The following is a 25,817-nucleotide window of genomic DNA, read 5'->3' as shown; positions in this document are numbered from 1 at the left end:
AACTGACAGTGGCGGGGGGGGGGGGCGGTGGGGGGGGGTTCATCCGGCGGCTGGTGACATTAAAAGAATAATGAGCAGGCACTTTTCAACATGGCATTACTGACTGAACACGAACAACGCAAAGTCGCCGAGGCGATCGCCCGGGTCGAGCGCGACACCGACGCCGAACTGGTGACGGTACTCGCCGCCCGCGCTGATGACTACGCTTACATCCCGCTGTTGTGGGCGAGCCTTTTCGCGCTGGTGGTGCCCGGCGTCGTGCACTACCTGACCGGGTGGTTGACCATGCACAGCTTGCTGCTGGTGCAGTGGGGCGCGTTTATCGTGCTGTGCCTGCTGTTTCGTTTGCCGAAAATCACTACCCATCTAATCCCGCGTCGCGTGCGGCATTGGCGCGCGTCGAACCTGGCACGCCGGCAGTTCCTCGAGCAGAACCTGCATCACACGGTGGGCAGTACCGGCATGCTGATTTTTGTCTGTGAGGCGGAGCGGTATGTGGAGATTCTGGTGGATGAGGGGATTTCCAAACGGCTGGATAACAAGAGTTGGGATGCGATTGTGGCGGCGTTTACTGAGCAGGTGCGGCAGGGGCGCACGCTGGAAGGGTTTGTGACGTGTATTGAGGCGTGTGGGGAATTGCTGAAGGTGCATGTGCCGGTGACGCAGGTTCGGAATGAGTTGCCGAATCGGTTGATTGTGCTGGGGTAAGACAAACCCTCACCCCAGCCCTCTCCCGGAGGGAGAGGGGGCCGACCGAGGTGTCTTGCGCTCGACATCGACCTGAAAGACCGAGTCGATTATGGATCAACAGATGATCGTTTGATTTGATGCTTTTAATACCCGAGTTCGACTCGGTATTTCAGGTCGGCGTAACTCGTGAAAACACCTCGGTCAGTCCCCTCTACCTCTGGGAGAGGGCTAGGGTGAGGGTGCTTCTGACAACCGTTGGGTAAATAAGAGCGTGTCCCCAACCCCCATCCCCCCTAAAATACCCGCCATTCCCGATTTCGCCCGTCCGAGGCCGCTTTTTCATGTCCGTTACCGCCCCTGCCACCCAGCCTGCGCCCGATCACCACGCCCAGTTCATCGAGCTGCTGCAAACCAGCCTCGAACAGAACGGCTTCATCAAATTGGTGCTGGCCAAGTACGTCGGTGAAGAAGCGGATCTGCAGCGGGTCATCATCAAAGCGGTGACGGTCAAGGCGCAGCCGAATCTGTCCTTTGTCTATCGTTACAAGACTCGCGATATCACCAAGAATCTGCCGTTGAGCGAAGGCGTGGCGACGATTGCGGCGCTGCTGCCGACCTCGTTCAAAAATGCGCATTTACTCGCGGTCACTGACGAAGCTCAGCTGGAATACAGCAAAAAGGGCAAATCTTCGCTGTTCAAGAGCAAACCTCAGCAATTGCGCGAAGCACCGTCCGCCGAGCATAACCGTGAGAAAAACCGTTTTCTTGAACTGAGCCGACCATTCCTCAGGGACCTGGGCGTGACCAACGCGCAGCACGAGCTGATCCCCGCGATGTCGCGCAAGTGGAAGCAGATCAACAAGTTCATCGAAGTGTTCAGCCATGCCCTGACCTCGTCGCCGCTGGCGCTGGACAAACCGGTGCGCGTGGCCGATTTCGGTTCGGGCAAGGGTTACCTGACGTTTGCGATTCACGATTACCTGCGCAATACCTTGCAGGCCGAAGGTGAAGTCACCGGCGTCGAGTTGCGTGAGGAAATGGTCAACCTGTGCAACGCAGCGGCAGCAAAGCTCGAGCATCCGGGGCTGGTGTTCAAGTGCGGTGACGTGCGCAGCGTGGCGCCGAGCGAACTGGACGTGATGATCGCCCTGCATGCCTGCGACATCGCCACCGACTACGCGATCCACACCGGTATTCGCTCGGGTGCGTCGATCATCATGTGCTCGCCGTGCTGCCACAAGCAGATCCGCCTGCAGATCCAGAGCCCGGCGCTGCTCAAACCGATGCTGCAATACGGTTTGCACTTGGGCCAGCAAGCGGAAATGGTCACCGACAGCTTGCGTGCGCTGTTTCTGGAAGCCTGCGGTTACGAAACCAAGGTTTTCGAGTTCATTTCGCTGGACCACACCAACAAGAACAAGATGATTCTGGCGGTGAAACGCGCCGAGCCGGTGGATCCGGCTCAGCTGTTGGTGAAGATTCAGGAGTTGAAAGACTTCTACAACATCAGCGAGCACTGCCTGGAAACGCTATTGCGCGCCGACGGCTTCCTGGCCTGATCCGATCCGTGTAAGAGCTGCGGCACGCTGCGATTTTTTGATCTTGTTTTTAAGGGCAAAATCAAAAGATCGCAGCGTGCCGCAGCTCCTACAGCTTATGTGGTGGCGATGCGGGCCGGGCGCACCGCGGTCTTGCGGCCGAGCATGACGGTCGCAATCACCCCGCAGGCAAACACCCAGGTAATCGGCTCGACATGCTCACCAAAGAACAACGCCGAAAACGCGATGGTGAAGAAGATCTGCAACAGCTGCACCTGACTGACCCGGGAAATCCCGCCCATGGCCAGTCCGGCGTACCACGCGAAAAAACCGAGAAACTGCGAGAACAGCGCCACATAACCAAAAGCCCACCAGGTCTTGGCCGACACCGCGCCTTGATGTTGCAGCGCCAGATACAGCACCGGCCCGATCAACAGTGGTGTCGACAGCACCAGCGCCCAGCAGATTACCTGCCAGCCACCCATCTCCTTGGCCAACCGGCCACCTTCGGCGTAACCCAGCCCACCGACCGCAATCGCGCCGAGCATCAGCAGATCGCCCGCCTGAATACTGCCGGCCCCGGTGTACAGCGCATAACCGAGCACCAACGCACTGCCCAACGCCGCGCAGGCCCAGAAGGCTTTCGACGGCCGCTCATGGGACAACCACGCGGCGTATAGCGCCACGCACAGCGGTTGCAAGCCGTTGACCAGCGCCCCGTGGGACGCCGGCAAGGTTTGCATGGCCCACGCCGACAACACCGGGAAACCGAGAATCACTCCGGCGATCACCAGGCTCAGGCCTTTGACCTGCCGCCACGTCGGCCATTTCTCGCGACGCCACAGCAACAGCAACGCCGCCGGGATCGCTGCAAACAATGCGCGACCCAAACCGTTGAGCAATGGATGCAGTTCCTGCACCACGATGCGGGTGAAGGGCAGGGTGAGGCTGAAAATCACCACGCCGAGCAGGCCGAGGGCCATGCCGGTGTTTTCGCGCGAGGACATGATGGTGGACCAGAATTGAAGGTGGCAGGGAATGACCTTTATAAAGCCATAAACCGGGTGGTTCGGGCTGTTACAGCTGGGCACAGACTTAGGCGTACAGTTTGCCGGCGTCATCGCGAGCAGGCTCACTCCTGCATTTGAAATGCGTTCCCCCTGTAGGAGTGAGCCTGCTCGCGATGGCGCCAACTCAGTAGTAGCCGGTTGTTACCCGAGCCGCTGGATAAGGTCTACCTTGAACACTCCCAAGCATTCCCCCAGAGGAGTCCTCCCCATGGCCGCGAAAAAGATCCTGATGCTGGTCGGCGATTACGTCGAAGATTACGAAGTGATGGTGCCGTTCCAGGCCCTGCAAATGGTTGGTCACACCGTCCATGCCGTGTGCCCGGACAAGGCCGCCGGCCAGACCGTGCGCACCGCGATCCATGACTTCGAAGGCGACCAGACCTACAGCGAGAAACCCGGTCACCTGTTCGCCCTCAATTTCGATTTCGCCAAGGTCGGCGAGGCCGATTACGACGCGCTGCTGATCCCCGGCGGCCGTGCCCCGGAATACCTGCGCCTCAACGAAAAAGTCCTCGACCTGGTGCGCGCCTTCGACAAGGCCGGCAAACCGATTGCCGCGGTCTGCCACGGCGCGCAACTGTTGGCAGCCGCGGGCGTTCTGGAAGGTCGCGAATGCAGCGCCTATCCGGCCTGCGCCCCGGAAGTGCGACTGGCGGGCGGTACGTACATCGATATCCCGGTGACGGCAGGCCACGTTCAAGGCAATCTGGCCACTGCCCCGGCATGGCCGGCGCATCCGCACTGGCTGGCCGGTTTCCTCGGTTTGCTCGGCACCAAAATCACCCTGTAACGAGGAACCGCCGATGTGCGAGCTCTACGTCAAGGCTGACCCGATTCTCTACGAATCACGCTCGCGCTCGCTGCGCATCTGCGGCGTGGTGACGACGCTACGCCTGGAAAATCAGTTCTGGGACATCCTCAGCGAAATCGCCGAAGTCGACGGCATGACCACCAATCAATTGATCGCCAAGCTGTATGAAGAGGTGATGGATTATCGCGGCGAGGTGGTGAATTTTGCCTCGTTCCTGCGGGTGAGTTGTATGCGCTATCTGAGTCAGCGGCGGGTGAGTGCGCCGGAGTTATCGGTGGTGCGGGCGGTGGTGAAATAGTCGAGACCGGGTTGACCCCATCGCTGGCAAGCCAGCTCCCACAGGTTTAGCGGTGAGGCTCAGGTAGTGAGCACACAGGAGACCCCTGTGGGAGCTGGCTTGCCAGCGATAGGGCCGGTACAGGCGACAGAAATCCAGGACTGGTCTTTACTCTGAAGCGCGAAATCTCTCAATTGCCAAGGAGAAACGAGCATGTCCGGATGGTACGAAATCAGTAAAAGCAGCAACGGCCAGTTCAGGTTCGTGTTGAAAGCAGCGAATGCCGAAACCATTTTGACCAGCGAGCTGTACACCACTCGCGCAGCGGCCGACGGCGGCATCGCTGCGGTGCAAACCAATAGCCCGCTGGATGAGCGCTACGAGAAGAAATCGACGAAGGACGGCCATCCGTACTTCAATCTGAAAGCGGCCAATCATCAGATCATCGGCAGCAGCGAGGCGTATTCCTCGGAGTCGGCGTGCGACAAGGGCATTGCCAGTGTGAAGACGAACGGGCCGAGCAAAGTGATCAAGGACAAGACCTTGCCTGTCCTCTGAACTCACCACATCCCCCTGTAGGAGTGAGCCTGCTCGCGATAGCGGTGGGCCAGTCGACACATGCTCAACTGCCCCACCGCTATCGCGAGCAGGCTCACTCCTACAGTGGTTTTTGCGGTGCCAGTGAGATCAGCGCAGGGTCTTCAGGATCGTCTGCAATTGAGTCTGGCCTGCTTCACTCAGCGGGAATACCGGCAAGCGTGGATCGCCAACCTCCAGCCCGGTCTGCCGCATGCCAGCCTTGATCGTCGCCGGCAAGCCACCCTTGAGAATGAAATCCAGCAGCGGCAACTGGCGATAGAACAGATCCCGCGCCCGATCCAGATCGCCGGCCATGGCCGCGTCATAAAGATCCAGATTCAACTGCGGGATCAGGTTCGGCGCCGCCGTGCACCAGCCTTTCGCCCCGGCGGCAAACGCCTCCAGCGCCAGCGGATTGCAGCCGTTGTAGAACGGCACCTGACCTTCGCCGAGCAATTGCAGCTTGTGCATGCGTTGAATATCGCCAGTGCTCTCCTTGACCATGGTCACGTTTTCCACGGCGTTGACGATGCGCAGAATCAAATCCACCGACATGTCCGTGCCGCTGGTGGCCGGGTTGTTGTAGAGCATGATCGGCACGCCGATGCTCTCGCCGATGGCGCGGTAGTGGGCGAGGATTTCCGCCTCGGTGAGTTTCCAGTACGAAGCCGGCAGCACCATCACCACATCGGCGCCATGGGCTTCGGCGAAACGCGCGCGGCGTACGGCTTTGGCGGTGGTCAGGTCGGAAACGCTGACGATGGTCGGCACACGTTTGGCCACATGCTTGATACTGAATTCGGCGACCTGATCCCACTCCGCGTCGCTCAGGTAAGCGCCTTCGCCGGTGCTGCCCAATGGCGCGATGGCGTGGACGCCGCTGTCGATCAGGCGATCGATCGATTGACCCAAGGCGGGCAGATCCAGTCCTTCGCCGTTGGCGCCGAACGGGGTGATGGTGTAGCCGATGATGCCGTGAATATTGGACATGAGGTTGTCTCCGTAATGGGTGTTCAGTTCAGGCAATCGGCGTGTTGGCGCAGGTTCTGCCGGGCGTAGTAATTGAAGGCAGCGGCGTGGCGTTTCGGCTTGGCAATCCAGTCATGAGCCTCGCGGCCCAGCTCGGGGATGATCGGTTTGATCGTGCCGGCGGCCATCGCCAGCAGTTGCAGCTTGGCCGCGCGTTCGATCAGTTGGGCGATGACACACGCCTCTTCGATCGTCGTGCCGGTCGACAATTGACCGTGATGCGAAAGCACAATCGCGCGTTTGTCGCCCAACGCGCCGGCAATCAGTTCGCCTTCTTCGTTACCCACCGGCACCCCCGGCCAGCCTTCGAGAAACGCGCAGTCGTCGTACAGCGGGCACAAGTCCATGTGGGAAATCTGCAGCGGCACTTCGAGCATCGACAGCGCGGCAACGTGTGTCGGGTGCGTATGGATGATGCAGTTCACATCCGGCCGAGCGCGGTACACCCAGCTGTGGAAACGGTTGGCCGGGTTGGCCATGCCGTGACCTTCGAGCACTTCGAGATCCTCGTTGACCAGCAGCAGGTTGCTCGCAGTGATTTCGTCGAAACCCAGGCCCAATTGCTGAGTGTAATAGGTGCCGGGCTGCGGGCCGCGAGCGGTGATTTGCCCGGCCAGACCGGAGTCGTGACCGTTCTCGAACAGAATCCGGCAGGTCAGAGCCAGCTTTTGCCGGTCTGTCCACGTATTATCCGCCAGGCTTTTTTGCATCTGGATAAGCGCTTGCTTGACCAGTTGGTCTTTGGGTAGTGCTAATGTCTTGGCCATGTCTGTGTCCTTTGGGTGATTGCAAATGACACTAAAGAGGCTATATGACACAAAGTGTCATTGGCAAGCACGAATTGTCGCTTCCTTGCTGGAATAATCGCCGCGCATGTCTATCCGTTTGAAATTGTTGAGAAAAAAACTTGGCGTAACCCTTGAGGCATTGGCCGAAAAATCCGGCATGACCAAGAGTTATCTGTCGAAAGTCGAGCGCGGGCTGAACACCCCGTCGATTGCTGCTGCGTTGAAACTGGCGAAGGCGCTGAACGTTAAGGTCGAGGAATTGTTTTCCGAAGACAACGTCAGCCTCGACAGCTACAGCCTGGTGCGCAGCCATGAGCGCCAGTCACTGGCGGCGAATGATCAGAGCCCGGGTTATGCGGTGCTGGCCCATCAGGTCAGCGAGCGCAATCTGCTGCCGTTCATCATCTATCCGCCGAGCGAGTTCAGCGACAAGACCTTCAAGGAGCATCTGGGCGAGGAGTTTTTGTTCGTTCATGAAGGGCAAGTGGAAGTGGATTTCATGAACGAGAAGGTGCTGCTGCAGCGCGGCGATGCGCTGCACTTCAATGCGCAGAAACCGCACCGGATCAGGTCTGTGGGTGAGGTGCAAGCGCAGTTGCTGGTGGTGGTGCACAGCGCCGAAGAATGAGTTGATTGGGCTAAAGCTATCGCGAGCAGGCTCACTCCTACAGTTGAAATGCGATCCCCTGTAGGAGTGAGCCTGCTCGCGAAGGCGTCAGTCAGGCCTGCATCAAACCTCGACCGGCACCGATAACTTCGGACTGCCAAGCGCATGCGTCTTCGCATCAAAAAACCGCAACGCAACCCCCGTCCCCTCAAACACCTTCGCGTAATGCCGCTTCTGATGCTGAACAAACGCAGCACTGCGCGGGTAAATCGAGATCGCCACCGTCGCAGGTTTCGCCAATCGCAGCGCCCGCACGATGTGCGCATCCTGCTCGCCCAACGCATGGCCAAAGATGCACAGACTGCCGCCATGCTCGAGCAATTGCTCATAACAGAACGACAGATAATCCGAACTGCGAATGGTCTTGAGCTTGTCCGCACTCGGCCCTTCGGTGACGAACAGCGGCACGTCATCCAGCGTCTTGATCGTATTGTTGATCGCGAAGCTACCGAGCAACGTGCCTTCGGTTGAGGTCAGTTTGCGCGCGGTGCCGTCCTGATTGCGCACCAGATGCAGACCACCGTGCAGATAAAGCAAACGCGGTTTGTCGGTGGCAGTTTCGCTCAGATCAAAACTCGCATTGGCGCCGTTGAACAGGTCGTCGATGGCGTCGCTGTTGTGTTGCAGCGCCCAGTAGTTGAGCAAGTCGTAATTGGTGGTGAACACCGTGCGGTAGCGCGCCAGTTCTTCATTCAGCGTCGCCAGCGTCGAGGCTTTCACCAGCCGCCACGGAATGTGCACCGCGTGCACGGTGTTGATCAGCGCTTCCTTGATCGCGTAGTAGCGATTGCGCGGCGCCGCCGAACTGACGGCCAGGGCCTTGTTGACCCGACTGGTGGTTTTCAGAGCGCCGAGCACCTGCTCGAAGCTGCGCGTCTGCATGGCGTCGAACACCGCCAGTTCCGACGGGCTGAGCGGTTTTTCTTCCACGGTGCGGGCGTTTTCGAACAGCGAGTCGTAGCCGAAGTCGTCCCACACCGCACGGCTGGCACCATTGCCCACCAACAAGCCGTTGAAGTCGGTCGCGGCGCGCAGGGTGTTCCAGTCTTCAAGGCTGGCGTCGACATCCAGAAAATCGGTCATTGCGTAGGCGGTCTCAAAACAAAGGGGCTGATGGGCGGCGACTTTATCACGAGCGGGCATTGAGCCAGATCAACATCGCTCGTGACCGATCGGTCGATGCTGTGTCTATCCGCCGAACCGGAGCAGTCGATTCGGCCCCAGTCAGGAGACGCGCGCATGACCAGTACCTTTTTCATTCCGGCGGTAAACATCATGGGCAATGGTTGCCTCGACGAAGCCATGGTTGCGATCCGCAACTATGGTTTTCGCAAGGCGCTGATCGTCACCGACACCGGGTTGGCCAAGGCCGGCGTGGCAACCATGGTCGCCGAGAAACTGGCGATGCAGGACATCGATTCGGTGATCTTCGACGGCGCCAAACCGAATCCAAGCATCGCCAACGTCGAGTCCGGCCTGGGTTTGCTCAAGGAAAGCCGCTGCGACTTCGTCGTGTCCCTTGGCGGCGGTTCACCCCACGACTGCGCCAAAGGCATTGCCCTGTGTGCGACCAATGGCGGACAGATTGGCGATTACGAAGGCGTTGATCAATCGAGCAAACCGCAACTGCCGCTGATCGCCATCAACACCACCGCCGGCACCGCCAGCGAGATGACCCGTTTCTGCATCATCACCGACGAATCGCGCCACGTGAAAATGGCCATCGTCGACCGCAACGTCACGCCACTGCTGTCGGTCAACGACCCGGAACTGATGGTCGCCATGCCTGAAGCCCTGACCGCCGCCACGGGCATGGATGCGCTGACTCACGCCATCGAAGCCTACGTCTCGACCGCCGCCAATCCGATCACCGACGCCTGCGCGCTCAAGGCCATGACCCTGATCAGCAACAACCTGCGTCTGGCCGTGCGCGACGGCAGCGACCGCGCCGCACGGGAGAACATGGCGTACGCGCAATTTCTCGCAGGCATGGCGTTCAACAATGCCTCCCTCGGTTATGTGCATGCGATGGCGCATCAGTTGGGCGGTTTCTATGACTTGCCCCATGGCGTCTGTAACGCCGTGCTGCTGCCCCATGTGCAGACGTTCAATGCGCTGGTCTGTGCCGAGCGGCTGAACGACGTTGCCCACGCGATGGGCGCCGACATTCGGGGTTTTAGCGCCGAAGAGGGCGCGCAAGCGGCCATCAGCGCGATCCGCTGTCTGGCCAAAGACGTTGAGATTCCCGGTGGCTTACGTGAACTCGGCGCCAAGCTCAGCGACATCCCGTTACTCGCCAGCAATGCCCTGAAGGACGCCTGCGGTCTGACCAATCCTCGGGCGGCGGATCAGCGCCAGATCGAGGAAATCTTCCGCAACGCCTTCTAACGCTTGGCGCCGATCGGCGCCATCCGTACACAGAACATCGCGCCGACGGCCAGCAACGTGCACAGCAGCGACAGGGGCCAAGCGTGTGGGCTGGCGATCAGACTGGCCAGCGCGCCGATGATCGCCGCCATCAATTGATGAATGAACCCGCTCAGCGCCATTGCATACGCCCCGGCAATCGGCGCGCCATCGTTGGCGCGCGACAGGCTGATCGGGTAGTTCAATGATTGGCCGAACACCGCCACGCAATACGGCAACCAAAACAGTAACGCGATGGAACTGGCCGCCAGACTGCCCAGCAACATCACGCTGCTACCCGCCAATACCAACCCTGCGCCGACGGTCATCAACCACGCTTGGCCGGTGCGCAGCACAAAGTGATTGACCGCCAGCGCCCCGAGAAAATAGGCCGCGCTGATTGGCCAGCCGAGCAGTCCGTAATCCACCGACGACCACGCGAACGGGCCCTGCAAGATCAGGGGCGCCGCCGTGTTGAAAGCGATGATCACACCGTAGCCCAAGCCACCGGCCAGCGCCGGCAGAAGAAACGCCCGGTGCAACAGAATCTGCCGATAAGCCGACCACGATGAGGCGCTGGCCGGTTCATCAGCCATCGGGGGGAAAGCGACTCGCGACACCATCAGCGCCATCAACAGGCTCGTTGCGCCGAGCCAGTAAAAAATCGCTTGCCAGCCCGCCGTCGCCTCGATCAGCGAGCCCGCGTATTGGCCGATGCCCAAGGCCACCACGAACGAAATCGAAACCCACGACAACGCCTTGGCCAGCAGATCGCCGCGAAAGCTGTCACGGATCAGCACCCGCGCCATCACCGAAATGCCGCTGGCACCGACGCCTTGCATCAGACGCAGCAGCAAAAACGCTTCAAGCGTCGAACCTCGCGGCAACGCCAGATTGGCCAAGCCGTAAATGACCAACGCTGCCAACAACACCGGTTTGCGTCCGATGCGCTGGGCCAGACTGCCCCAGAGCAACATCGGCAGCGCCATGCCGATCAGGTACAGCGACAACCCCCACGACACCTGCGCAGGTTCTGCCCGCAGATAAAGGGCGATCTGCGGCAATGCCGGCAAATAGATACTCATGCCCAACTGAGCGAGAAAAACCGTGCTGCAGGTGATCAGGAGGGTGATGCTGGCGTTCATGACTCGTCCCTGTTTTCAGTCGTCGAGATCGCAACGGTGGGTACGCAACAGACCGGTGATCACTTCACAGAAGCGCCGGATCAGCGCCGGCTGCATGTCCGCGCGCAGCGTAATACGGATGGCGGCCTTGCCTTGTGCGACCACCGGGAAAAATACCGCGCTGGTGAAAAATCCCTGTTCGGCCAATTCACTGGCAATAAGATTGGCCACGTTAGCCTGTGCGCATGTGATCAACCGAATGGCCATGTTGCTGTGGCATTGATCGGTGCAGATCAGGCTGTCAAAGAGGCGGATATTAGCCTGAAGATTGCTTTGCAGCGTGGCGAACTCGGCGCTGCGATGCAGGCGGATCGACGCTCTGCCGGCACCGATCGCCGCGCAGTTGAGACTTTGCGACCAATTGCTTGGCCCGCCGTAGCGCTGAATCAGCGTCTTCTGTCGCTCGTTGCCCAACATCACCAACCCGCCGCTGGCGCCAAACGACTTGGCCAGTGACGCGACGATCACGCAGTCCTCCTCCAGCGCCGCTACCCTTGGTCGAACGAGGCCGGCGCCCTGCTGACCGACAGCGGACAACGCATGGGAGTCATCAAGATAAAGAAACAGCCCATAGCGATCCTTTAAATACAACAGGCCTTCCATGTTGGTGACGCCGCCCATGCTGTACGCGCCATCGGCGACGTAAGCCACGCGGCCGTGTTGCTGGCAGGCGCTCTCGAGAAAATCCATGTCGTTGTGCGGCGCAGTCACCACGCGGGTTTCGTCGGCGCACGCGGCCTTCAGATGATTCATCGAATAATGCGCGTGACGGTCAAACACCATCACTGGCGGCTGGCCTTCAGTGAAGATGCCGCTCGCCAGCAAGGGCAGGATCCCGGCGCTGGCCGCGCTGCAAGACAAGGTGCTCAGGCAGACCGCATCGAACAGTTGCGACAATTCGTTCTCGTATTGCTCGAGAATCGCCAGTTTGCAGCGGTTCTTCGAGTTGGCGACGCGCAGGCTGCCGGTTTCGCGCAGGGCGGTGATGGCGCCTTCGAGCAGGGCTGGGTGATGATCGAGCCCAAGGTATGAGGTCGTACAGAAGTGATGGAATTCACGTCCGTACTGATCAAGCAGGTGGTTGGGACTCTGCACTGCAACATTGAGACCGGCGACCTTGCTCTGTTCGGCGATCTCCCAATCGTAGTCGGCCAGGGCGATGATTTTGCGGAAATTTGAATACAGATTGGGCGTATGCAACGGAAGATTCACAGGCGACATTCCTTGAGCGTAGCGATCCATGGGGTGTTGCAATTTGTGTGTGTTGCCAGACTTTACAGAACGAAAAATCCGGCAAAAATCAGCTGTTTCTGCGAATCCTGAAAGGCGACAGAGTTTTGTTTGTAGGGCGAAACCACAAAATCTATCGAGCAATCACCTGTCTGACGTGGGCGAAAATCGGGCTATCCTGCCGATACTGACCAACCCCAGTCATTGAGCCTTCCATGTTGCAAAAAAGCCTGATCCGCCGCCTCGACCTGATCACCCTGCAACTGTTTGTCGCCGTGCACGAAGAGGGCACGCTGACCCGTGCCGCCTCGCGGGAAGCCATCGCCGTGTCGGCGGCGAGCAAACGGCTGATGGAGTTGGAAGAGGCGCTCGGGATCAGTTTGTTCGTGCGCCAGGCCAAGGGCATGACGCTGACCCCGGCCGGGGAAACACTGCTGCACCATGCGCGGCAAATGCTGTTCAACGTCGAGAAAATGGGCCTTGAGCTCGGCGAACACAGTCACGGTGTGCGCGGTTACGTGCGCATGCTGGCGAACCTCTCGGCGATCATTCAGTTTCTTCCCGAAGACCTGCGCGACTTCTCCGCGCAGCATCCGCAGGTCAAGACCGACCTTGAGGAACGGCCCAGCGCCGGGGTGATTCAGGGTGTACTCGATGGCGTGGCGGATCTCGGTATCTGTTCCAACGACAGCGACACCAAAGGTCTGCACAGCGTGTTGTACCGCCAGGACAAACTGGTGGTGGTGATGCTGCCGGAGCATCCGTTGGCCGCGCGTGAATTCGTTGCCTTCAGCGAAACTCTGGACAGCGATTACGTCGGTTTGCACGCGGCCAGTTCGATCAACATGCGCACCCACGCGGCCGCGCGCCAGGCCGGTAAAGTCCTGCGAATTCGTATTCACGTGCCGGGGTTCGATGCGGTGTGCCGGATGGTTCAGGCCAACATGGGCATTGGCATTTTGCCGCAGCGCGCCTATGAGCTGTTTGGTCAGGCGCTGGGGTTGCACGCGGTGCCGTTGACGGATGAGTGGTCGGATCGCGCGTTAATTGTGGTGGTGCGGGATGAGGCGCGGTTGTCGCCGGTGAGTCGGTTGTTGTTTGAGCATTTGCGCGGGCAGGGCTGATAAATTTCCGCTGAATGGGCTGGCCTCTTCGCGAGCCGGCTCGCTCCCACAGTGGATGGGTGTTGAACACAGAATCTGCAGCCGCCACCAATCCCTGTGGGAGCGAGCCTGCTCTGGAGGACTGATTGGAATTCACCCCTGAGCGTTCGCATTTCGCGAACGCCCTTTGCCGAGAGACGGCTGGATTGCCCAGTCATCGTTCCTCTAGCCTTGGCCGCATATTCCAAGAACAAGAGGTACCCCGCGATGACTGCCCCCTTGAGTGCGATCAAAGTGATCGAGATCGGCACCCTGATCGCCGCGCCATTTGCCGCGCGCATGCTCGCCGAGTTCGGCGCCGAGGTGATCAAGATCGAAGCCATGGGTCAGGGCGACCCGCTGCGCAAATGGCGCAAGCTGCACGAAGGCACGTCGCTGTGGTGGTACCTGCAATCACGCAACAAGAAATCCCTGGCGCTCAACCTGAAATCCGCGGAAGGCATCGAACTGGTCAAACAACTGGCCAGCGATGCCGACGTGATCATCGAAAACCTGCGCCCCGGCGCGCTGGAGAAACTGGGCCTGGGCTGGGACGTGCTCCACGCGCTGAATCCCAATCTCACCCTCGTGCGCATTTCCGGTTATGGCCAGACCGGCCCGTACCGCGACCGCCCCGGCTTTGGCGCGATTGGCGAAGCGATGGGCGGCATTCGCTACACCACTGGCACCCCCGGTTCGCCCCCGGCGCGGGTCGGTGTCAGCCTCGGCGATTCGCTGGCCTCGCTGCACGCGGTGATCGGCGCGCTGATCTCGCTGCTACGGGTCAAGACCGGGCAGGGCGGCGGGCAGATCGTCGACGTGTCGCTGGCCGAAAGCGTGTTCAACGTCATGGAAAGCCTGGTGCCGGAATACGACATGCTCGGCCATGTCCGTGAGCGCAGCGGCGGCGCTTTGCCGGGCATCGCACCGTCCAATACTTACCTCACGGCTGATGGCGCTTACGTGGTGATCGCCGGCAACAGCGACCCGATCTACAAACGTCTGATGCACACCATTGGCCGTGATGACCTGGCTTATGCCGAAGAATTTGCCCATAACGATGGTCGCGCCGCCAAAAGCGGTGTGCTCGACGCCGCCATCACCCACTGGACCAGCAGCCTGCCGATCGACGCCGTCCTCGCGGCGCTCGAAGGCGCAGAAGTGCCCGCAGGCCGGATCTATTCGGTGGCCGACATCGTTACCGATCCGCACTATCAGGCGCGGGACATGTTGCTCAACGCGCAACTGCCCGGCGGCGCAACCGTGAAGATGCCCGGCATCGTCCCGAAACTCTCGGAGACCCCCGGCGGCGTGAACTGGTCGGGGCCGACACTCGGCCAGCACACCGACGGCATTCTCACCGGCCTCGGCCTGACTGAACTCGACATCGAACGCCTGAAAAGCCAAGGGGTGGTGCAATGATCACGGACTATTCGCAAACCTTGATCGTCCAGGAAGTCTCGCCCCGCGACGGCTTGCAGATCGAACCGACGTGGGTGGAAACCGTCGACAAAATCGCGCTGATCGATCAACTGTCGCTGGCGGGTTTCAGTCGCATCGAGGCCGGTTCGTTTGTGTCGCCGAAAGCCATTCCGGCGCTGCGTGATGGCGAGCAGGTGTTCAAGGGGATTCAGCGTCAACCGCAGGTGATTTACGTCGCGCTGATCCCCAATCTCAAAGGCGCGCAGCGCGCACTGGAGGCCGGTGCCGATGAGCTGAATCTGGTGATGTCCGCCAGCCAGACGCACAACATGGCCAATATGCGCATGCGCTGTGAAGACTCGTTGGCGGCGTTTGCAGAGATTGTCGCGTTCGCCAGCGGCTCCGGCGTGCGCCTCAATGGCAGCATTGCGACGACGTTCGGTTGCCCGTTCGAAGGTCAGATTGACGAGGATCGCGTGCTGCAAATCCTCGACGCTTATCAGGAGCTCGGCATTCAGGGCATCACCCTCGCCGACACCACCGGCATGGCCAATCCGCGACAGGTCGATCGGTTGGTGCGGCGGGTGTTGCAGCGGGTTTCGCCGGCGGATCTGACCCTGCATTTTCACAACACCCGCGGTCTGGGCTTGTGCAATGTGCTGGCGGCTTATGAGGCGGGGGCGCGGCGTTTCGATGCGGCGCTTGGTGGCCTCGGTGGTTGCCCGTTTGCGCCGGGGGCGTCGGGCAATATCTGCACGGAAGACCTGGTGAATCTGTGCGATGAGATCGGCATCCACACCGGCATTGATTTGCCGCTGTTGTTGCAACTCTCGCGAGGTCTGCCGGCTTTGCTTGGCCACGAAGTCCCCGGTCAACTGGCCAAGGCCGGGCGCAACTGCGACCTGCACCCAATCCCCACCTGACAACACCAATCCCCCTGTAGGAGTGAGCCTGCTCTCGATAGCGGTGTGTCAGGCAACATTTGCGGTGATTGATACACCGCTATCGCGAGCAGGCTCACTCCTACAGTTAAAAACCAAACCAGACAACAACAACAATCGGACGCCCACCGGCAGTCCGCCTGGAGAAAAGCTATGAGCCTCAATGTAATGGAGGCGGGCGCAAGCTCGTCCGTCGATCACGATGCCGAAAAAGCCCTGGTCAGCAAAGTCGCCTGGCGCCTGATGCCGCTGATCATGGTCTGTTACCTGTTCGCCTTTTTCGATCGCATCAACATCAGCTTCGCCAAGTTCCAGCTGCAAGCCGACCTGAGCCTGAGCGATACCGCTTACGGTCTCGGCGCCGGGCTGTTCGTGGTCGGTTATGTGCTGTTCGAGGTGCCCAGCAACATGATGCTGTACAAGGTCGGCGCGCGCCGCTGGATCGCCCGAATCATGATGTCCTGGGGCGTGGCGACGGCACTGATGGTCTTCGTGACAAGTGAATGGCAGTTCTACGCGCTGCGCTTTGTGATCGGTGCGATGGAAGCCGGTTTTGCCCCGGGCGTGCTGTATTACCTGACGCTGTGGTTTCCGCAGCACTTCCGTGGCCGCATCACCTCGATGCTGTTTCTCGCCTCAGCGTTTGCCGGGCTGGTCGGCGCGCCGTTCTCCGGTCTGGTACTGGAACACCTCGACGGCGTGCTGCAAATGCGCGGCTGGCACTGGTTGTTTCTGCTCGGCGGCGTGCCGTGCATCGGTCTCGGTTTTCTGGTGCTGATGCTGCTTAAGGATCGCATCGAGGATGCGCACTGGCTGACGGCTGACGAGAAGAAACTGCTGTCCAGCCGCATCGCCCAGCATGAACCGCACAAGAGCGGCGGCTCGCTGCTCGCGGCGTTGAAGATTCCCGGTTTCCTGACCTTGGGCCTGATCTACTTCCTGATCCAGGTGGCGTCCTACGGTTTGAATTTCTGGGCGCCGCAATTGATCCGCAGCGCCGGCACCGAGAGCCCGGTGATGATCGGCCTGCTGACGGCCATTCCGTACATTTGCGGGGCGATCAGCATGGTGGTGATCGGGCGCTTGTCGGACGCGACCGGTGAACGGCGCAAGTTTGTCGCCGGGCTGGTCATCGTCGGCGCGATCGGCTTTTTCAGTGCCGGGATTTTCGCCAGCCACACCACGTTCCTGATCGTCGCCCTGGGCTTGCTGGGCGCCGGGATCATCGCTTCGATTCCGAGCTTCTGGACCCTGCCACCGAAGTTGCTTGCCGGTGCTGGCGCTGGCGCGGCGGGCGGGATTGCGGTGATCAACACGCTGGGGCAATTCGGCGGGATCGTCAGCCCGGTGATGGTCGGGCGGATCAAGGATCTGACCGGCAGCACCACGCCGGCGCTTTACGTGATTGGCGTGGCGGCACTGATTGCGGCGGCGTTGCTGTTGTGGGGACTGCCGCAGAAACTGCGCACGCTCGACAGGTTCTGAGATCGGCGGCGCCTGCAATGACGCCTTCGCGAGCAAGCTCGCTCCCACAGTTGATCGCATTCCTCCAGTTGGAATTCGGCACCTGTGGGAGCGAGCCTGCTCGCGAAGACTGACTTCCAGACGCTGAAAATCATCGATTAAAACGATCATCCAGCAGCCATTGCATTCCTCTCAAACACCCCGCCAAACTGAATCAACACCACTCCCGCAATCAACAACACCGCACCCAACACCCGCGACACCGTCAGCTGTTTCTCCACCAGTCCAAACAAGCCCAAGTGATCCAGCGCCATCGAGGCAATCACTTGCCCGGCCAACGCCAGCGCAACAAACCCCGAAGCCCCGAGCTTTGGCAGCAGCACCACCGCCAGCGCTACAAAACACACGCCAAATGCGCCACCCGCCCACATCCACAACGGCGCCTTGCTGATAAACGCCATAGACGGCAAGGGCAAACGCAACGCCAAAATCACGGGCAACAACACCAAAACACTCACCAGCAACGACGCCAGCGTTGCCCACAACGGATGCCCCAGCCCGCGCGCAAGATTGCTGTTGATCGCACTTTGAAACGGCACTACTGCCCCGGCAAACGCGGCCAGCGCCAACAATCCGGTCCACTGCAACGTACTCATGATCAAGCTCCACAAGGTTTTGCTGGACTCTAGAGTATTCGTCGCGCAGATTTAAATTCCGTTTCGTCATCCAGAACATGCACCAGATGAATGATCTGCGCCGTATCGACCTCAACCTGCTGGTGATCCTCGACGCCTTGCTCAGCGAGCAACACGTCACCCGCGCCGCCGAGCGTCTGCACCTCAGTCAACCGGCGGTCAGCCATGCGCTGGCGCGGTTGCGCGATCTGCTCGGCGATCCGTTGTTGGTGCGCGCAGGCGCGACGCTGGTGCCGACGGCGCGGGCGCTGGAATTGGTCGCGCCGTTGACCGAAGCGCTGGCTCAGGTGCAATCGCTGCTGGCGCCGAACACCTTCGATCCGGCGAGTACGCGTCGGACGTTTCGTGTGGCGATGTCGGATTACGGTGCGGCGATCATTCTTCCGGGCTTGATCCGCACTCTGCGCCGGGAGGCACCGGGGATCGACCTGCAAATCAGCCATGCCAGTCGTGAAGGCATGCTCGAAGGCGTGCTCAATGGTGATATCGACGTTGCCGCCGGCGTCTTCCCGGAAATGCCCAACGAACTGCGCAACTCGGTGCTGTTTGAAGAGCGCTACGTCTGCCTGCTGGATCGCCAGACGCTGCCGGCCAACGGTGTGCTGGATTTGCCGAGCTACCTGTCGCGGCCGCACGTATTGCTGGAAATGCGCGGCAGCGGCACGCCGGAAATCGAGCGTGCCTTGACGTCTCTGCGTGAGCGCCGCCGCGTCGCGATCAGCCTGCCGCACTGGAGTGTCGCGCCGCAGTTCATCAGTGGCACGGATCTGATTCTGACGGTGTCCTCACGCAGCGTCCGCGAGATTGATCAGCGTGAACTGATCGTGGTGCCGCCACCGTTCGAGATTGCGCCGTTTACGTTTGTACTGGCGTGGCATAAGCGGCGGGGTGGGGATCAGGCGTTGAACTGGTTGAATCGGACGATTGAGGAGGGGATAGTGCGCGGCTGAAAAAATAATCAAGGAGCGGTAAGTGACAATGAAGTCTGGCTGGATCGGTTGTGCGGCATTGTGCGGTTGGTTGCTGGCAGGGCAGGCATTGGCCGATTGCACGCCGGCACCCACGGCGCATGAGGTGGATTTTTCCGTCTGTAAGGACTGGCCGGCGTATCCCGGACTGACGCTCACCGCCGCCGCCAATTTTTCACCCGATCCGGTATATGGCGCGTCAGGGACGGTGGGGCTTTACGACCTGCATTTGTCCTTGGTGACGAGCGCAGACTCGCAGCCGTTAGCGAGCTTTTATCAGCCCTCCGCATTCTCTGTGGATGCCATCGCGCTTGATGAACTGAAATTTGATACCGCCCGCTATAAGCTCGCGCCGCAATTGCAGGCCTTTGGCGTTCGGGTTCGATTCAAAGGCTCTTCCCGTGTGAATCCTCTGGATGAAACCTGGTTGTCGCTCTATGTGAAAGACGGCAACGCATTGCGTCCGGTAATGGATCGACTGGTGGTTTATCAATACGGCGGGGAGTGGGATGGCGATTGTGCAGGGGAGCGCTACGAGACGACGCGAACCGTGGCGTTGGCCAAGACCAGCACCCATGGCTATGCCGACCTGATTATCAAAACGATCAGTAGCTCAACCACAGGCAAGGGAGAGGACGCGGCGTGTGTATCCAATACTGTCGCGCAGAAACCGGTCTTGACGACACTTCGTTATGACGGCAAAAACTACGTAGTGCCTGAAGATTTCAAAGGCCACTAAGACCGATGTCTTTTACTCAAGGAAGAACAATGATCTCGCGTATCACCTTGCTGGGCTCTTTTATCGCAATGGGTCTTTTGACTATGACCGCTCAAGCCCAGCCTGTTTGCGAAGTGAAGAAGTTCGACGGCCATTCCCTTTCGCGCTGCAAAGCGTGGCCGGCGTACAACGACCAGTCGATTGCGGCGAAATCTTCATTTCTCTCGGATTCGGGCGACGATGAGATGGGGACGTTCGATCTGGAACTGGCGCTCGTCAGTTCGACAAGCGGCAAGAGTCTCGCTACCTATGCCAAGCCGGGTGCCTACAATTCCGATGCCATCAGTTTCGACGATCTGACAATCGATACGGCCCGTTACCGATTGGCTGCAGATGTCCGTGCATTCGGTTTGCGTTCAAAATTCGCCAGTCATGGCTCCAGAGCCAATCCTTACGCAAAAACCGATTTGGCGTTGTATGTGCGGGAGGGCAACAAATTGCGCCCTGTGCTGGAAGGCTTGGTGATTCGCAAGGAGTTCGGCGAAGGGACGGATGAATGTGGAACCGAGGACACGCAAATCCGCAGAACTATCGATATCGGCCCGACGAGCCACCATGGATTCGCCGATCTGATCGTCAGCTCGAGTGGTTCAATTTACAAATCCTTCCTGTCGGACAAGAAGTGCATCTCGAAAACTATCGAGATGAAGAAAACTCGCGTCACCCTGACCTACGACGGCGAACAATACACCGTCCCCGAAGACCTCAGAGGTTACTGACCCGATGCTCACCGGCCTCAATCACTTGACCCTCGCGGTCAGCGACTTGGATCGCAGCCTCGCCTTCTACCGTGATGTGCTGCAGTTGCGTGTCGAAGCGACGTGGGACGCCGGTGCCTACTTGGCGCTGCCAGGGCTGTGGTTGTGTCTGTCGCAAGATCCGCTGCGCAAAGCCGAGGCGTGCGGTGATTACACCCATTACGCGTTCAGCCTTGATGCAGCGGATTTCTCAACGTTCGTAGCAAAGCTAAAAATGGCGAACGTGCAGGAATGGCGGGATAACCGCAGCGAAGGTGCGTCGTTCTATTTTCTTGATCCCGATGGACACAAACTCGAAGTGCATGTCGGCGATCTGGTTTCGCGACTGGCGGCGTGCCGGCAAAAACCGTACGCCGGCATGCGTTTTTACGACGAGTCATGATCAGACACATTTGTCTGTTATAGACTGGCGGCCACGTGATCGGGCGCTTGCAGGTTTTCCATGACTCCATCGTTGCTAATGGCCGTGCTGGCCTCGGGTTTCATTTACGGTATTACGCCCGGGCCGGGTGTGCTGGCGGTATTCGGCATCGGCGCAGCCCACGGGCGGCGGGCGGGGGCGGGGTTTCTTTGCGGGCATCTGCTCGGCGATGTGGTCTGGTGCAGCACGGCGCTGATTGCGATTGTCGGCGCCCGGGAAATCGGCAGCACTGCATTTGATGTGCTCGGTGTGCTCAGCGGTTTGTACCTGTTCTGGCTCGGCTGGCGCGCGGTGCGGGCCCAGCGGCGCAACGGCGATGAACCACAGGGCGCGGCGCGCAAGCCGTTCTGGCACGGCATTCTGTTTGGTTTGACCAATCCCAAGGCCTATCCGGTGGCGGTCGCCACGTTCACCGCGCTGCTATCGAGCCGCGCCGAACTGCTCAACTGGTCGATGCTGCCGATGTTGATTGCCCTGAGTTTCCTCGGTGGCTTGCTGGCCTACGCTATCCTCATTGGTGTGGTCGGCGCGCAGCGGGTGCGCACGATGTATCAACGTCATGAGCTGCTGATCACCCGGCTGTGCGGGGTGATGTTCATCGGTTTCGCCATCAACGCACTAATGCATGCGCTGCCTGGGCTGATGCCGAACAAGGCTTGAAGGTGTGTGCAGGGATGCGCAATCAAGAGGTCAGGGATGGTTGATCAGTGCTGCATTGCCCGGACACCCACGCTGAACCATGGAAAGCCGAAATTCCGCGCCGTTGGCGAGTTTTATAGACCTCTTGCTGGACGCCGTTTGCGCGGTCGACAAGCAGGGGCGCTTCGTTTTTGTCAGCGCCGCTTGTGAGCGTGTTTTCGGCTATTCGCCTGAAGAGTTGATCGGCCGGCAAATGATCGAGCTGGTACACCCGGCGGATCGTCAGCGTACTCTGGCTGCCGCCAACGAAATCATGGGTGGCGAACCCAAACTCAACTTTGAAAACCGTTACCTGCGCAAGGACGGCAGCGTCGTGCACATCCTCTGGTCGGCGCGCTGGTCGGAAGTCGATCAACTGCGCATCGCCGTGGCGCGCGACATCACCGAGCGCAAGCAGGCCGAATCGCGCCAGGCAGCGTTATACGCGATTTCCGAAGCGGCCCATGCGGCGGAAGATCTGCTGGCGCTGTTCAAGCGTATTCATCTGATCATCGGCGAATGGCTGCCGGCGATGAATTTCTCCGTGGCGCTGTACGACGAGCATTGCGCACAACTGAATTTCCCTTATCACGTCGACGATCACGAATTGCAGCCCGAGCAACCGGGAACCATCACTGGGCGCTTGTGCGCGGAAGTTATCCGAAGCGGTCAGCCGATTCTTCTTACGCCGGACAGTACAGATTCCCCAGCCGATTTCGCCGAGTTGGTGGCGGGGCAGAACGCGCCCTGCTGGCTCGGCGTGCCGTTGAATTCGAAAAACGGCACCATCGGCGCCTTGATCGTCAAAAGCCTGCCCGGCGGCGAGCGCTACACCGAGCAAGACAAGGAACTGCTGCAATACGTTTGCGCCCAGGTCGCCACGGCCATCGAGCGTCAACAACTGCATGCGCGGCTGCGGCGGATGGCGCAATACGATCAACTGACCCAATTGCCCAATCGCGAACTGCTGCGAGAGCGCATGAAGGCCGCATTGGCGAGGGCTCGAGCGCAAGCTGGGCACATGGCGTTGCTGTACGTCGACCTGGATCGCTTCAAACAGGTTAACGATACCTTCGGTCACGCGGTCGGCGACATGCTCCTGCAAACCGTGGCCAATCGCCTCAAGGGCTGCGTGCGGGAAACTGACACGGTGGCCCGAATTGGCGGCGATGAATTTGTCGTGCTGCTGCACAGCGTGCAGGTTTCGGAAGATGCCGACAGCGTGGCGGAAAAAATCCGACAGGTGCTGGTACAACCGATGCGCCTCGATGGCCACAACCTGCATATCGAACCGAGCATCGGCGTTGCCCGCTATCCAGAGCACGGCAGGGAGGAGCAGCAACTGTTCCGCCATGCCGATCAGGCAATGTACGCCGCTAAACGCTTGAACCATCACGCGCTCAGTAGCTGATCCGGCGGCGCCGTTCGTCGCGGCGACTGCAACTTTTCTAAACCTTTGCGGCCCGGGAAATTCTCAATCTAGGCGGGCACCTGCTCGCCACGATCATTACCAAGAGGTAGAGAATCATGCCTAATTCAAGAAACTCGAACTCGGGAAACTTCGCCAACGATCGAACGAAGGCCTCTGAAGCAGGTCGCAAAGGTGGGAAAACCACCACAACGACCGTCGACAAAGAGCCAAAACCAGACATGGGCCGCAAGCCCGCTCAGAAGTCGAAGTAGTCGGTGAAGGTAGTTTTGATTGAGAGGCGGGGGCGTAAGCTCCCGCTTGAATTTCGCAAGTAAGGAGGGCGCGACCATGAGCCGGATGGCCACCCGTATACGCAACATCAGTTTTGCATCGCTGTTGGGCCTGTGTGCCAGCAGCGCTTTTGCCCAGTCGCCCGCCGATTTCATCAACGATGCCTCGGCCAAAGGCATGGCCGACATCGAGGCCAGTCGCCTGGCCCATGGCAAGGCCGAATCGAAAGAGGTCAAGGACTACACCATCGTCGTCATCAACGACCGCACGACGGCCAACCAGCATCTGGCGAAGATCGCCAAGAAGCTCGACCTGCCCGTCGCACCGCGTGAAGAACTGGCCGGCAAGGCAAAAGAATTGATGCCGCCAGTGACCGAGGGCGCATCCTTCGATCAGGCTTACGCCGCTAGTCAGGTCAAAGCCACTGAAGAGGCCATCGAGCAGATTCAGCAGCAAGCGCAGACCACCGACGTGCCGGAGATCAAGGCGTTTGCCGACGAGACCTTGCCGAAATTGCAAAGCCATCTGGAGAAGGCTCGCGCGCTGCAGGCTAGCCGCTAATCAATAGCAAAAGATCGCAGCCTTCGGCAGCTCCTACACCAAACTTTGTAGGAGCTGCCGAAGGCTGCGATCTTTTGCTTTTTTATCTAACCATCAGCACTCATTCAAATCCTGCTTGGACTTGCTCTTCTCACCCAACCCCTCAAGATTAAAAACCTCACCCTCGCCCAACGAGCGGTAGTGCCTGCGCAACGCCTCCAACTGCTTCAAATCCAGCGCCTCCAACCCAAGCATCGCGTTCTGCGCCTCTTTCGTCACCAGCAGTAACTCATCGATCTTCAAGTGGAGGATGTCGGTGTCGCGGTTCTGCGTGTTCTGAATCAGGAACACCATCAGGAACGTGATGATGGTGGTCGAAGTGTTGATGATCAGTTGCCAAGTGTCGTTGTAATCAAAGACCGGCCCGCTCAGTCCCCACAACCCGATCAGGATCAATGCGCCCATGAAGGTCTTGGGACTACCGGCCACCATCGCGAGCTTCTGGGAGATTTTTGCGAATTTCATAGCGGTGTTCCTTATTGGGGGGAGTGCTTGAAATTCAGACATTGGCGGGATTGGGAAAATTCTACTGATGTGTGAAATGTCTCTGAAAAACCGGCCTCCCGACCGGTTTCAGTATCAGTACTCTAAGCCTCGAGTTCGACGTCGACGTTCCAGTGGAAGTAACCCACCACCTCGCACTGCTGATTGACCAGCATGAAACTCAGTTCGCATTGCACATCGCCAGGTTTCTTCGGCGTGCAGGTCCAATAATGATCGTCAGCTTTTCGACTGCCCGGCGTTGTCGGGTCGTCCGGGTTGGGCGCGGGCACGGTCAGGTCGGTATGAATTTGCAAGTCAGGTTCGGAAAGCACGCCGTTGTCTGCCACTGTCATCCGGTACACAACCACACTGTGTTCGGCGATCAGGCTGACGGAGCGTCCGCGGAAGTGCAGGTCGCGGTCAATCTCAACGGGGATTGTCACTTTGCTGTCATTTATGACTATATCTTTCGAGTCATTACCTATGGCGAAAAAGATCAGCCCATCGGTAATGCTCGTCGGTGCGGCGGCGTCCAGGCTTGGGTTCGGATAACGCGCCAATACTGATTCAGCGTCGACGATCAGCAGCACATTGTGTGAGCTGGTAACGCCGGATGATGGTGACGGAATCGGTTCGCTAGTCATCATGGCTTCCTTTCATGATGTTGGCAGGAAACGACAGCCGCTTCGGTCAAGGCAAGACATCCTGTTCCGGCCGGGGCGGCGACGGATCGGTCGGGCCCCCTGTCTCCAAGGGGCTCGGAGCGTCATCAGTTGTGAATGGAGATGAACGGATCCCACGAGCAGCAGCCGATGATCTGGCAGTTGCGATCGACGATCAGGAAGTGGAAGTGATACGTCACGCGACCACAGTCCAGGGTTTCGGATGACCAATAGTGGTTGTCGACTTTCTGGCAGCTTGGCACGGATGGATTGCTTGTATTGGGCACAGCTACGCATGCTGTGGCCTTGCGCGGGGAGGGGGGCGAGATCAGGTTCTCCCCGGCGTTGGGGATGAATTTGTAGAAAATCACCGCCTGTTCGAAGCTCTGCGACAGGCTGGTTTCGCGCCAGCGAATCAGATCGCCGACCTGAGCCTTGAGGTCCAGTTCGCCACCGGCCTGGCCACTGACGACGTTGTCCTGATTGGTGACCATGTACACATGTTTCCAATCGATCAGCGTGGGGTTCTTCGGATCCTTGCTGATGTTTGGATACTTTTTCAGAATGGTTTCGGTGTCGATGGAAACCAGAATATCCGTCACTCGAGACATGGTGATGCTCCTTTTTCATAGTGAACGTCGGACTGCAATCCAGTCACGACGATGCTTGCTTGCCGTATGGCTTTTGCCAGCACACTACTGGGGGAACCCACTGATCACGAGAAATGAACAGGCCGTGCTCCTTGCACGAAATCGACTGATTCGGGTTCCTTCCGATTGCCGCTCCTTGACTATAGGTACGATTTTTTAGCTGTCAAAATCGCTTTTGTCCGGC

Annotated in this window: 29 protein-coding genes; 19 read left to right on the top strand and 10 right to left on the bottom strand. The window is 59.3% G+C overall.

Translation table 11 applies throughout. The features are described from left to right. Nucleotides 1-90 precede the first annotated feature (90 nt). Both AK821_RS04875 and AK821_RS04870 read left to right on the top strand, forming a co-directional pair. A complete protein-coding gene (locus tag AK821_RS04875; protein ID WP_064388544.1) occupies nt 91-708 on the top strand; it encodes a TPM domain-containing protein in 618 nt (205 codons plus the stop codon). A 323-nt stretch (nt 709-1,031) separates the two neighbouring features. After that, complete coding sequence (locus tag AK821_RS04870) at nt 1,032-2,249, top strand: class I SAM-dependent methyltransferase (RefSeq protein WP_064388542.1); 1,218 nt, start codon at nt 1,032-1,034, stop codon at nt 2,247-2,249. 95 nt (nt 2,250-2,344) lie between these two features. Here AK821_RS04870 and AK821_RS04865 read toward each other — a convergent pair whose 3' ends face one another. Then, on the bottom strand, nt 2,345-3,235 hold the full coding sequence (locus AK821_RS04865; protein WP_064388541.1) for a DMT family transporter: 891 nt from the start codon (nt 3,233-3,235) through the stop codon (nt 2,345-2,347). A gap of 271 nt (nt 3,236-3,506) precedes the next feature. On the opposite strand from AK821_RS04865, the gene AK821_RS04860 reads away from it, so the two are divergent. From AK821_RS04860 to AK821_RS04850, 3 genes are all read left to right on the top strand, one after another. Further along, nucleotides 3,507-4,088, top strand: a complete 582-nt coding sequence (locus AK821_RS04860; RefSeq protein ID WP_064388539.1) for a DJ-1/PfpI family protein — start codon at nt 3,507-3,509, stop codon at nt 4,086-4,088. A 13-nt stretch (nt 4,089-4,101) separates the two neighbouring features. Then, nucleotides 4,102-4,407: a ribbon-helix-helix domain-containing protein gene (locus AK821_RS04855; RefSeq protein ID WP_007916314.1), complete on the top strand. Its 306-nt coding sequence runs from the start codon at nt 4,102-4,104 to the stop codon at nt 4,405-4,407. Nucleotides 4,408-4,599: 192 nt separating this feature from the next. After that, on the top strand, nt 4,600-4,944 hold the full coding sequence (locus AK821_RS04850; protein WP_064388537.1) for a YegP family protein: 345 nt from the start codon (nt 4,600-4,602) through the stop codon (nt 4,942-4,944). Between the two features lie 129 nt (nt 4,945-5,073). Here the strand turns inward: AK821_RS04850 and AK821_RS04845 are convergent, their stop codons facing one another. Both AK821_RS04845 and AK821_RS04840 read right to left on the bottom strand, forming a co-directional pair. Then, entirely contained in the window at nt 5,074-5,955 is an 882-nt protein-coding gene (locus AK821_RS04845; RefSeq protein ID WP_064388536.1) for a dihydrodipicolinate synthase family protein, read from the bottom strand. 23 nt (nt 5,956-5,978) lie between these two features. Further along, on the bottom strand, nt 5,979-6,761 hold the full coding sequence (locus tag AK821_RS04840; RefSeq protein ID WP_064388534.1) for an aldolase: 783 nt from the start codon (nt 6,759-6,761) through the stop codon (nt 5,979-5,981). A 106-nt stretch (nt 6,762-6,867) separates the two neighbouring features. Here AK821_RS04840 and AK821_RS04835 point away from each other — a divergent pair, with 106 nt between their 5' ends. Further along, nucleotides 6,868-7,410 carry a helix-turn-helix domain-containing protein gene (locus tag AK821_RS04835; protein WP_008076856.1) on the top strand — a complete coding sequence of 181 codons (543 nt, stop codon included), beginning with the start codon at nt 6,868-6,870 and terminating at the stop codon, nt 7,408-7,410. A gap of 102 nt (nt 7,411-7,512) precedes the next feature. Here AK821_RS04835 and AK821_RS04830 read toward each other — a convergent pair whose 3' ends face one another. Next, nucleotides 7,513-8,532, bottom strand: coding sequence for a DUF4917 family protein (locus AK821_RS04830; RefSeq protein WP_064388533.1), 1,020 nt, complete (start codon nt 8,530-8,532; stop codon nt 7,513-7,515). Nucleotides 8,533-8,688: 156 nt separating this feature from the next. On the opposite strand from AK821_RS04830, the gene yiaY reads away from it, so the two are divergent. Continuing rightward, nucleotides 8,689-9,837, top strand: coding sequence for an L-threonine dehydrogenase (gene yiaY, locus AK821_RS04825; protein WP_064388532.1), 1,149 nt, complete (start codon nt 8,689-8,691; stop codon nt 9,835-9,837). Here the strand turns inward: yiaY and AK821_RS04820 are convergent. Beyond that, the gene (locus AK821_RS04820; protein WP_064388530.1) at nt 9,834-11,000 is read right to left on the bottom strand and encodes an MFS transporter; all 1,167 of its coding nucleotides are present in this window, start codon (nt 10,998-11,000) and stop codon (nt 9,834-9,836) included. The genes yiaY and AK821_RS04820 overlap by 4 nt on opposite strands. 15 nt (nt 11,001-11,015) lie before the next feature. After that, entirely contained in the window at nt 11,016-12,260 is a 1,245-nt protein-coding gene (locus tag AK821_RS04815; RefSeq protein ID WP_064388529.1) for an aminotransferase class I/II-fold pyridoxal phosphate-dependent enzyme, read from the bottom strand. 224 nt (nt 12,261-12,484) lie between these two features. Here AK821_RS04815 and AK821_RS04810 point away from each other — a divergent pair, with 224 nt between their 5' ends. From AK821_RS04810 to AK821_RS04795, 4 genes are all read left to right on the top strand, one after another. Beyond that, nucleotides 12,485-13,393, top strand: a complete 909-nt coding sequence (locus tag AK821_RS04810; RefSeq protein WP_064388527.1) for a LysR family transcriptional regulator — start codon at nt 12,485-12,487, stop codon at nt 13,391-13,393. Between the two features lie 246 nt (nt 13,394-13,639). Beyond that, complete coding sequence (locus tag AK821_RS04805; RefSeq protein WP_064388525.1) at nt 13,640-14,833, top strand: CaiB/BaiF CoA transferase family protein; 1,194 nt, start codon at nt 13,640-13,642, stop codon at nt 14,831-14,833. Next, the gene (locus AK821_RS04800) at nt 14,830-15,756 is read left to right on the top strand and encodes a hydroxymethylglutaryl-CoA lyase (protein WP_064388524.1); all 927 of its coding nucleotides are present in this window, start codon (nt 14,830-14,832) and stop codon (nt 15,754-15,756) included. The genes AK821_RS04805 and AK821_RS04800 overlap by 4 nt, the downstream gene beginning before the upstream one ends. Nucleotides 15,757-15,927: 171 nt before the next feature. After that, complete coding sequence (locus AK821_RS04795) at nt 15,928-17,259, top strand: MFS transporter (RefSeq protein WP_064388522.1); 1,332 nt, start codon at nt 15,928-15,930, stop codon at nt 17,257-17,259. 146 nt (nt 17,260-17,405) lie between these two features. Here AK821_RS04795 and AK821_RS04790 read toward each other — a convergent pair whose 3' ends face one another. Next, nucleotides 17,406-17,894 (bottom strand): DMT family transporter, encoded by a 489-nt coding sequence (locus tag AK821_RS04790; protein ID WP_064388520.1) that lies wholly within the window; start codon nt 17,892-17,894, stop codon nt 17,406-17,408. Between the two features lie 77 nt (nt 17,895-17,971). Here AK821_RS04790 and AK821_RS04785 point away from each other — a divergent pair, with 77 nt between their 5' ends. The 8 genes from AK821_RS04785 (at nt 17,972) to AK821_RS04755 (ending at nt 23,799) form a co-directional block, all read left to right on the top strand. Continuing rightward, entirely contained in the window at nt 17,972-18,883 is a 912-nt protein-coding gene (locus AK821_RS04785; protein ID WP_177330938.1) for a LysR substrate-binding domain-containing protein, read from the top strand. 28 nt (nt 18,884-18,911) lie between these two features. Then, nucleotides 18,912-19,640, top strand: a complete 729-nt coding sequence (locus tag AK821_RS04780) for a hypothetical protein (RefSeq protein ID WP_064388516.1) — start codon at nt 18,912-18,914, stop codon at nt 19,638-19,640. 29 nt (nt 19,641-19,669) lie between these two features. Beyond that, nucleotides 19,670-20,398, top strand: a complete 729-nt coding sequence (locus AK821_RS04775) for a hypothetical protein (protein ID WP_064388515.1) — start codon at nt 19,670-19,672, stop codon at nt 20,396-20,398. A gap of 4 nt (nt 20,399-20,402) precedes the next feature. Then, complete coding sequence (fos, locus tag AK821_RS04770) at nt 20,403-20,819, top strand: fosfomycin resistance glutathione transferase (protein ID WP_064388513.1); 417 nt, start codon at nt 20,403-20,405, stop codon at nt 20,817-20,819. 60 nt (nt 20,820-20,879) lie between these two features. Then, complete coding sequence (locus tag AK821_RS04765) at nt 20,880-21,518, top strand: LysE family translocator (protein ID WP_064388510.1); 639 nt, start codon at nt 20,880-20,882, stop codon at nt 21,516-21,518. Between the two features lie 79 nt (nt 21,519-21,597). Further along, nucleotides 21,598-22,947: a sensor domain-containing protein gene (locus tag AK821_RS04760; RefSeq protein ID WP_064388508.1), complete on the top strand. Its 1,350-nt coding sequence runs from the start codon at nt 21,598-21,600 to the stop codon at nt 22,945-22,947. Between the two features lie 116 nt (nt 22,948-23,063). Beyond that, nucleotides 23,064-23,219, top strand: a complete 156-nt coding sequence (locus AK821_RS29315; protein WP_007911485.1) for a KGG domain-containing protein — start codon at nt 23,064-23,066, stop codon at nt 23,217-23,219. Between the two features lie 76 nt (nt 23,220-23,295). Beyond that, nucleotides 23,296-23,799, top strand: a complete 504-nt coding sequence (locus AK821_RS04755) for a DUF4142 domain-containing protein (protein ID WP_064388507.1) — start codon at nt 23,296-23,298, stop codon at nt 23,797-23,799. A gap of 93 nt (nt 23,800-23,892) precedes the next feature. On the opposite strand, the gene AK821_RS04750 is transcribed toward AK821_RS04755, so the two are convergent. From AK821_RS04750 to AK821_RS04740, 3 genes are all read right to left on the bottom strand, one after another. Further along, nucleotides 23,893-24,303, bottom strand: a complete 411-nt coding sequence (locus tag AK821_RS04750) for a low affinity iron permease family protein (protein WP_064388505.1) — start codon at nt 24,301-24,303, stop codon at nt 23,893-23,895. A gap of 122 nt (nt 24,304-24,425) precedes the next feature. Then, entirely contained in the window at nt 24,426-24,965 is a 540-nt protein-coding gene (locus AK821_RS04745; protein WP_064388503.1) for an AidA/PixA family protein, read from the bottom strand. Nucleotides 24,966-25,090: 125 nt separating this feature from the next. Then, on the bottom strand, nt 25,091-25,594 hold the full coding sequence (locus AK821_RS04740) for an inclusion body family protein (protein WP_016982769.1): 504 nt from the start codon (nt 25,592-25,594) through the stop codon (nt 25,091-25,093). Nucleotides 25,595-25,817: the final 223 nt, after the last annotated feature.

The organism is Pseudomonas sp. RIT-PI-r (genome assembly GCF_001297015.1).
Lineage (GTDB): Bacteria > Pseudomonadota > Gammaproteobacteria > Pseudomonadales > Pseudomonadaceae > Aquipseudomonas.
Note: the sequence above shows the minus strand (reverse complement) of the source record. Positions and strands in the feature narration are given on the sequence as shown.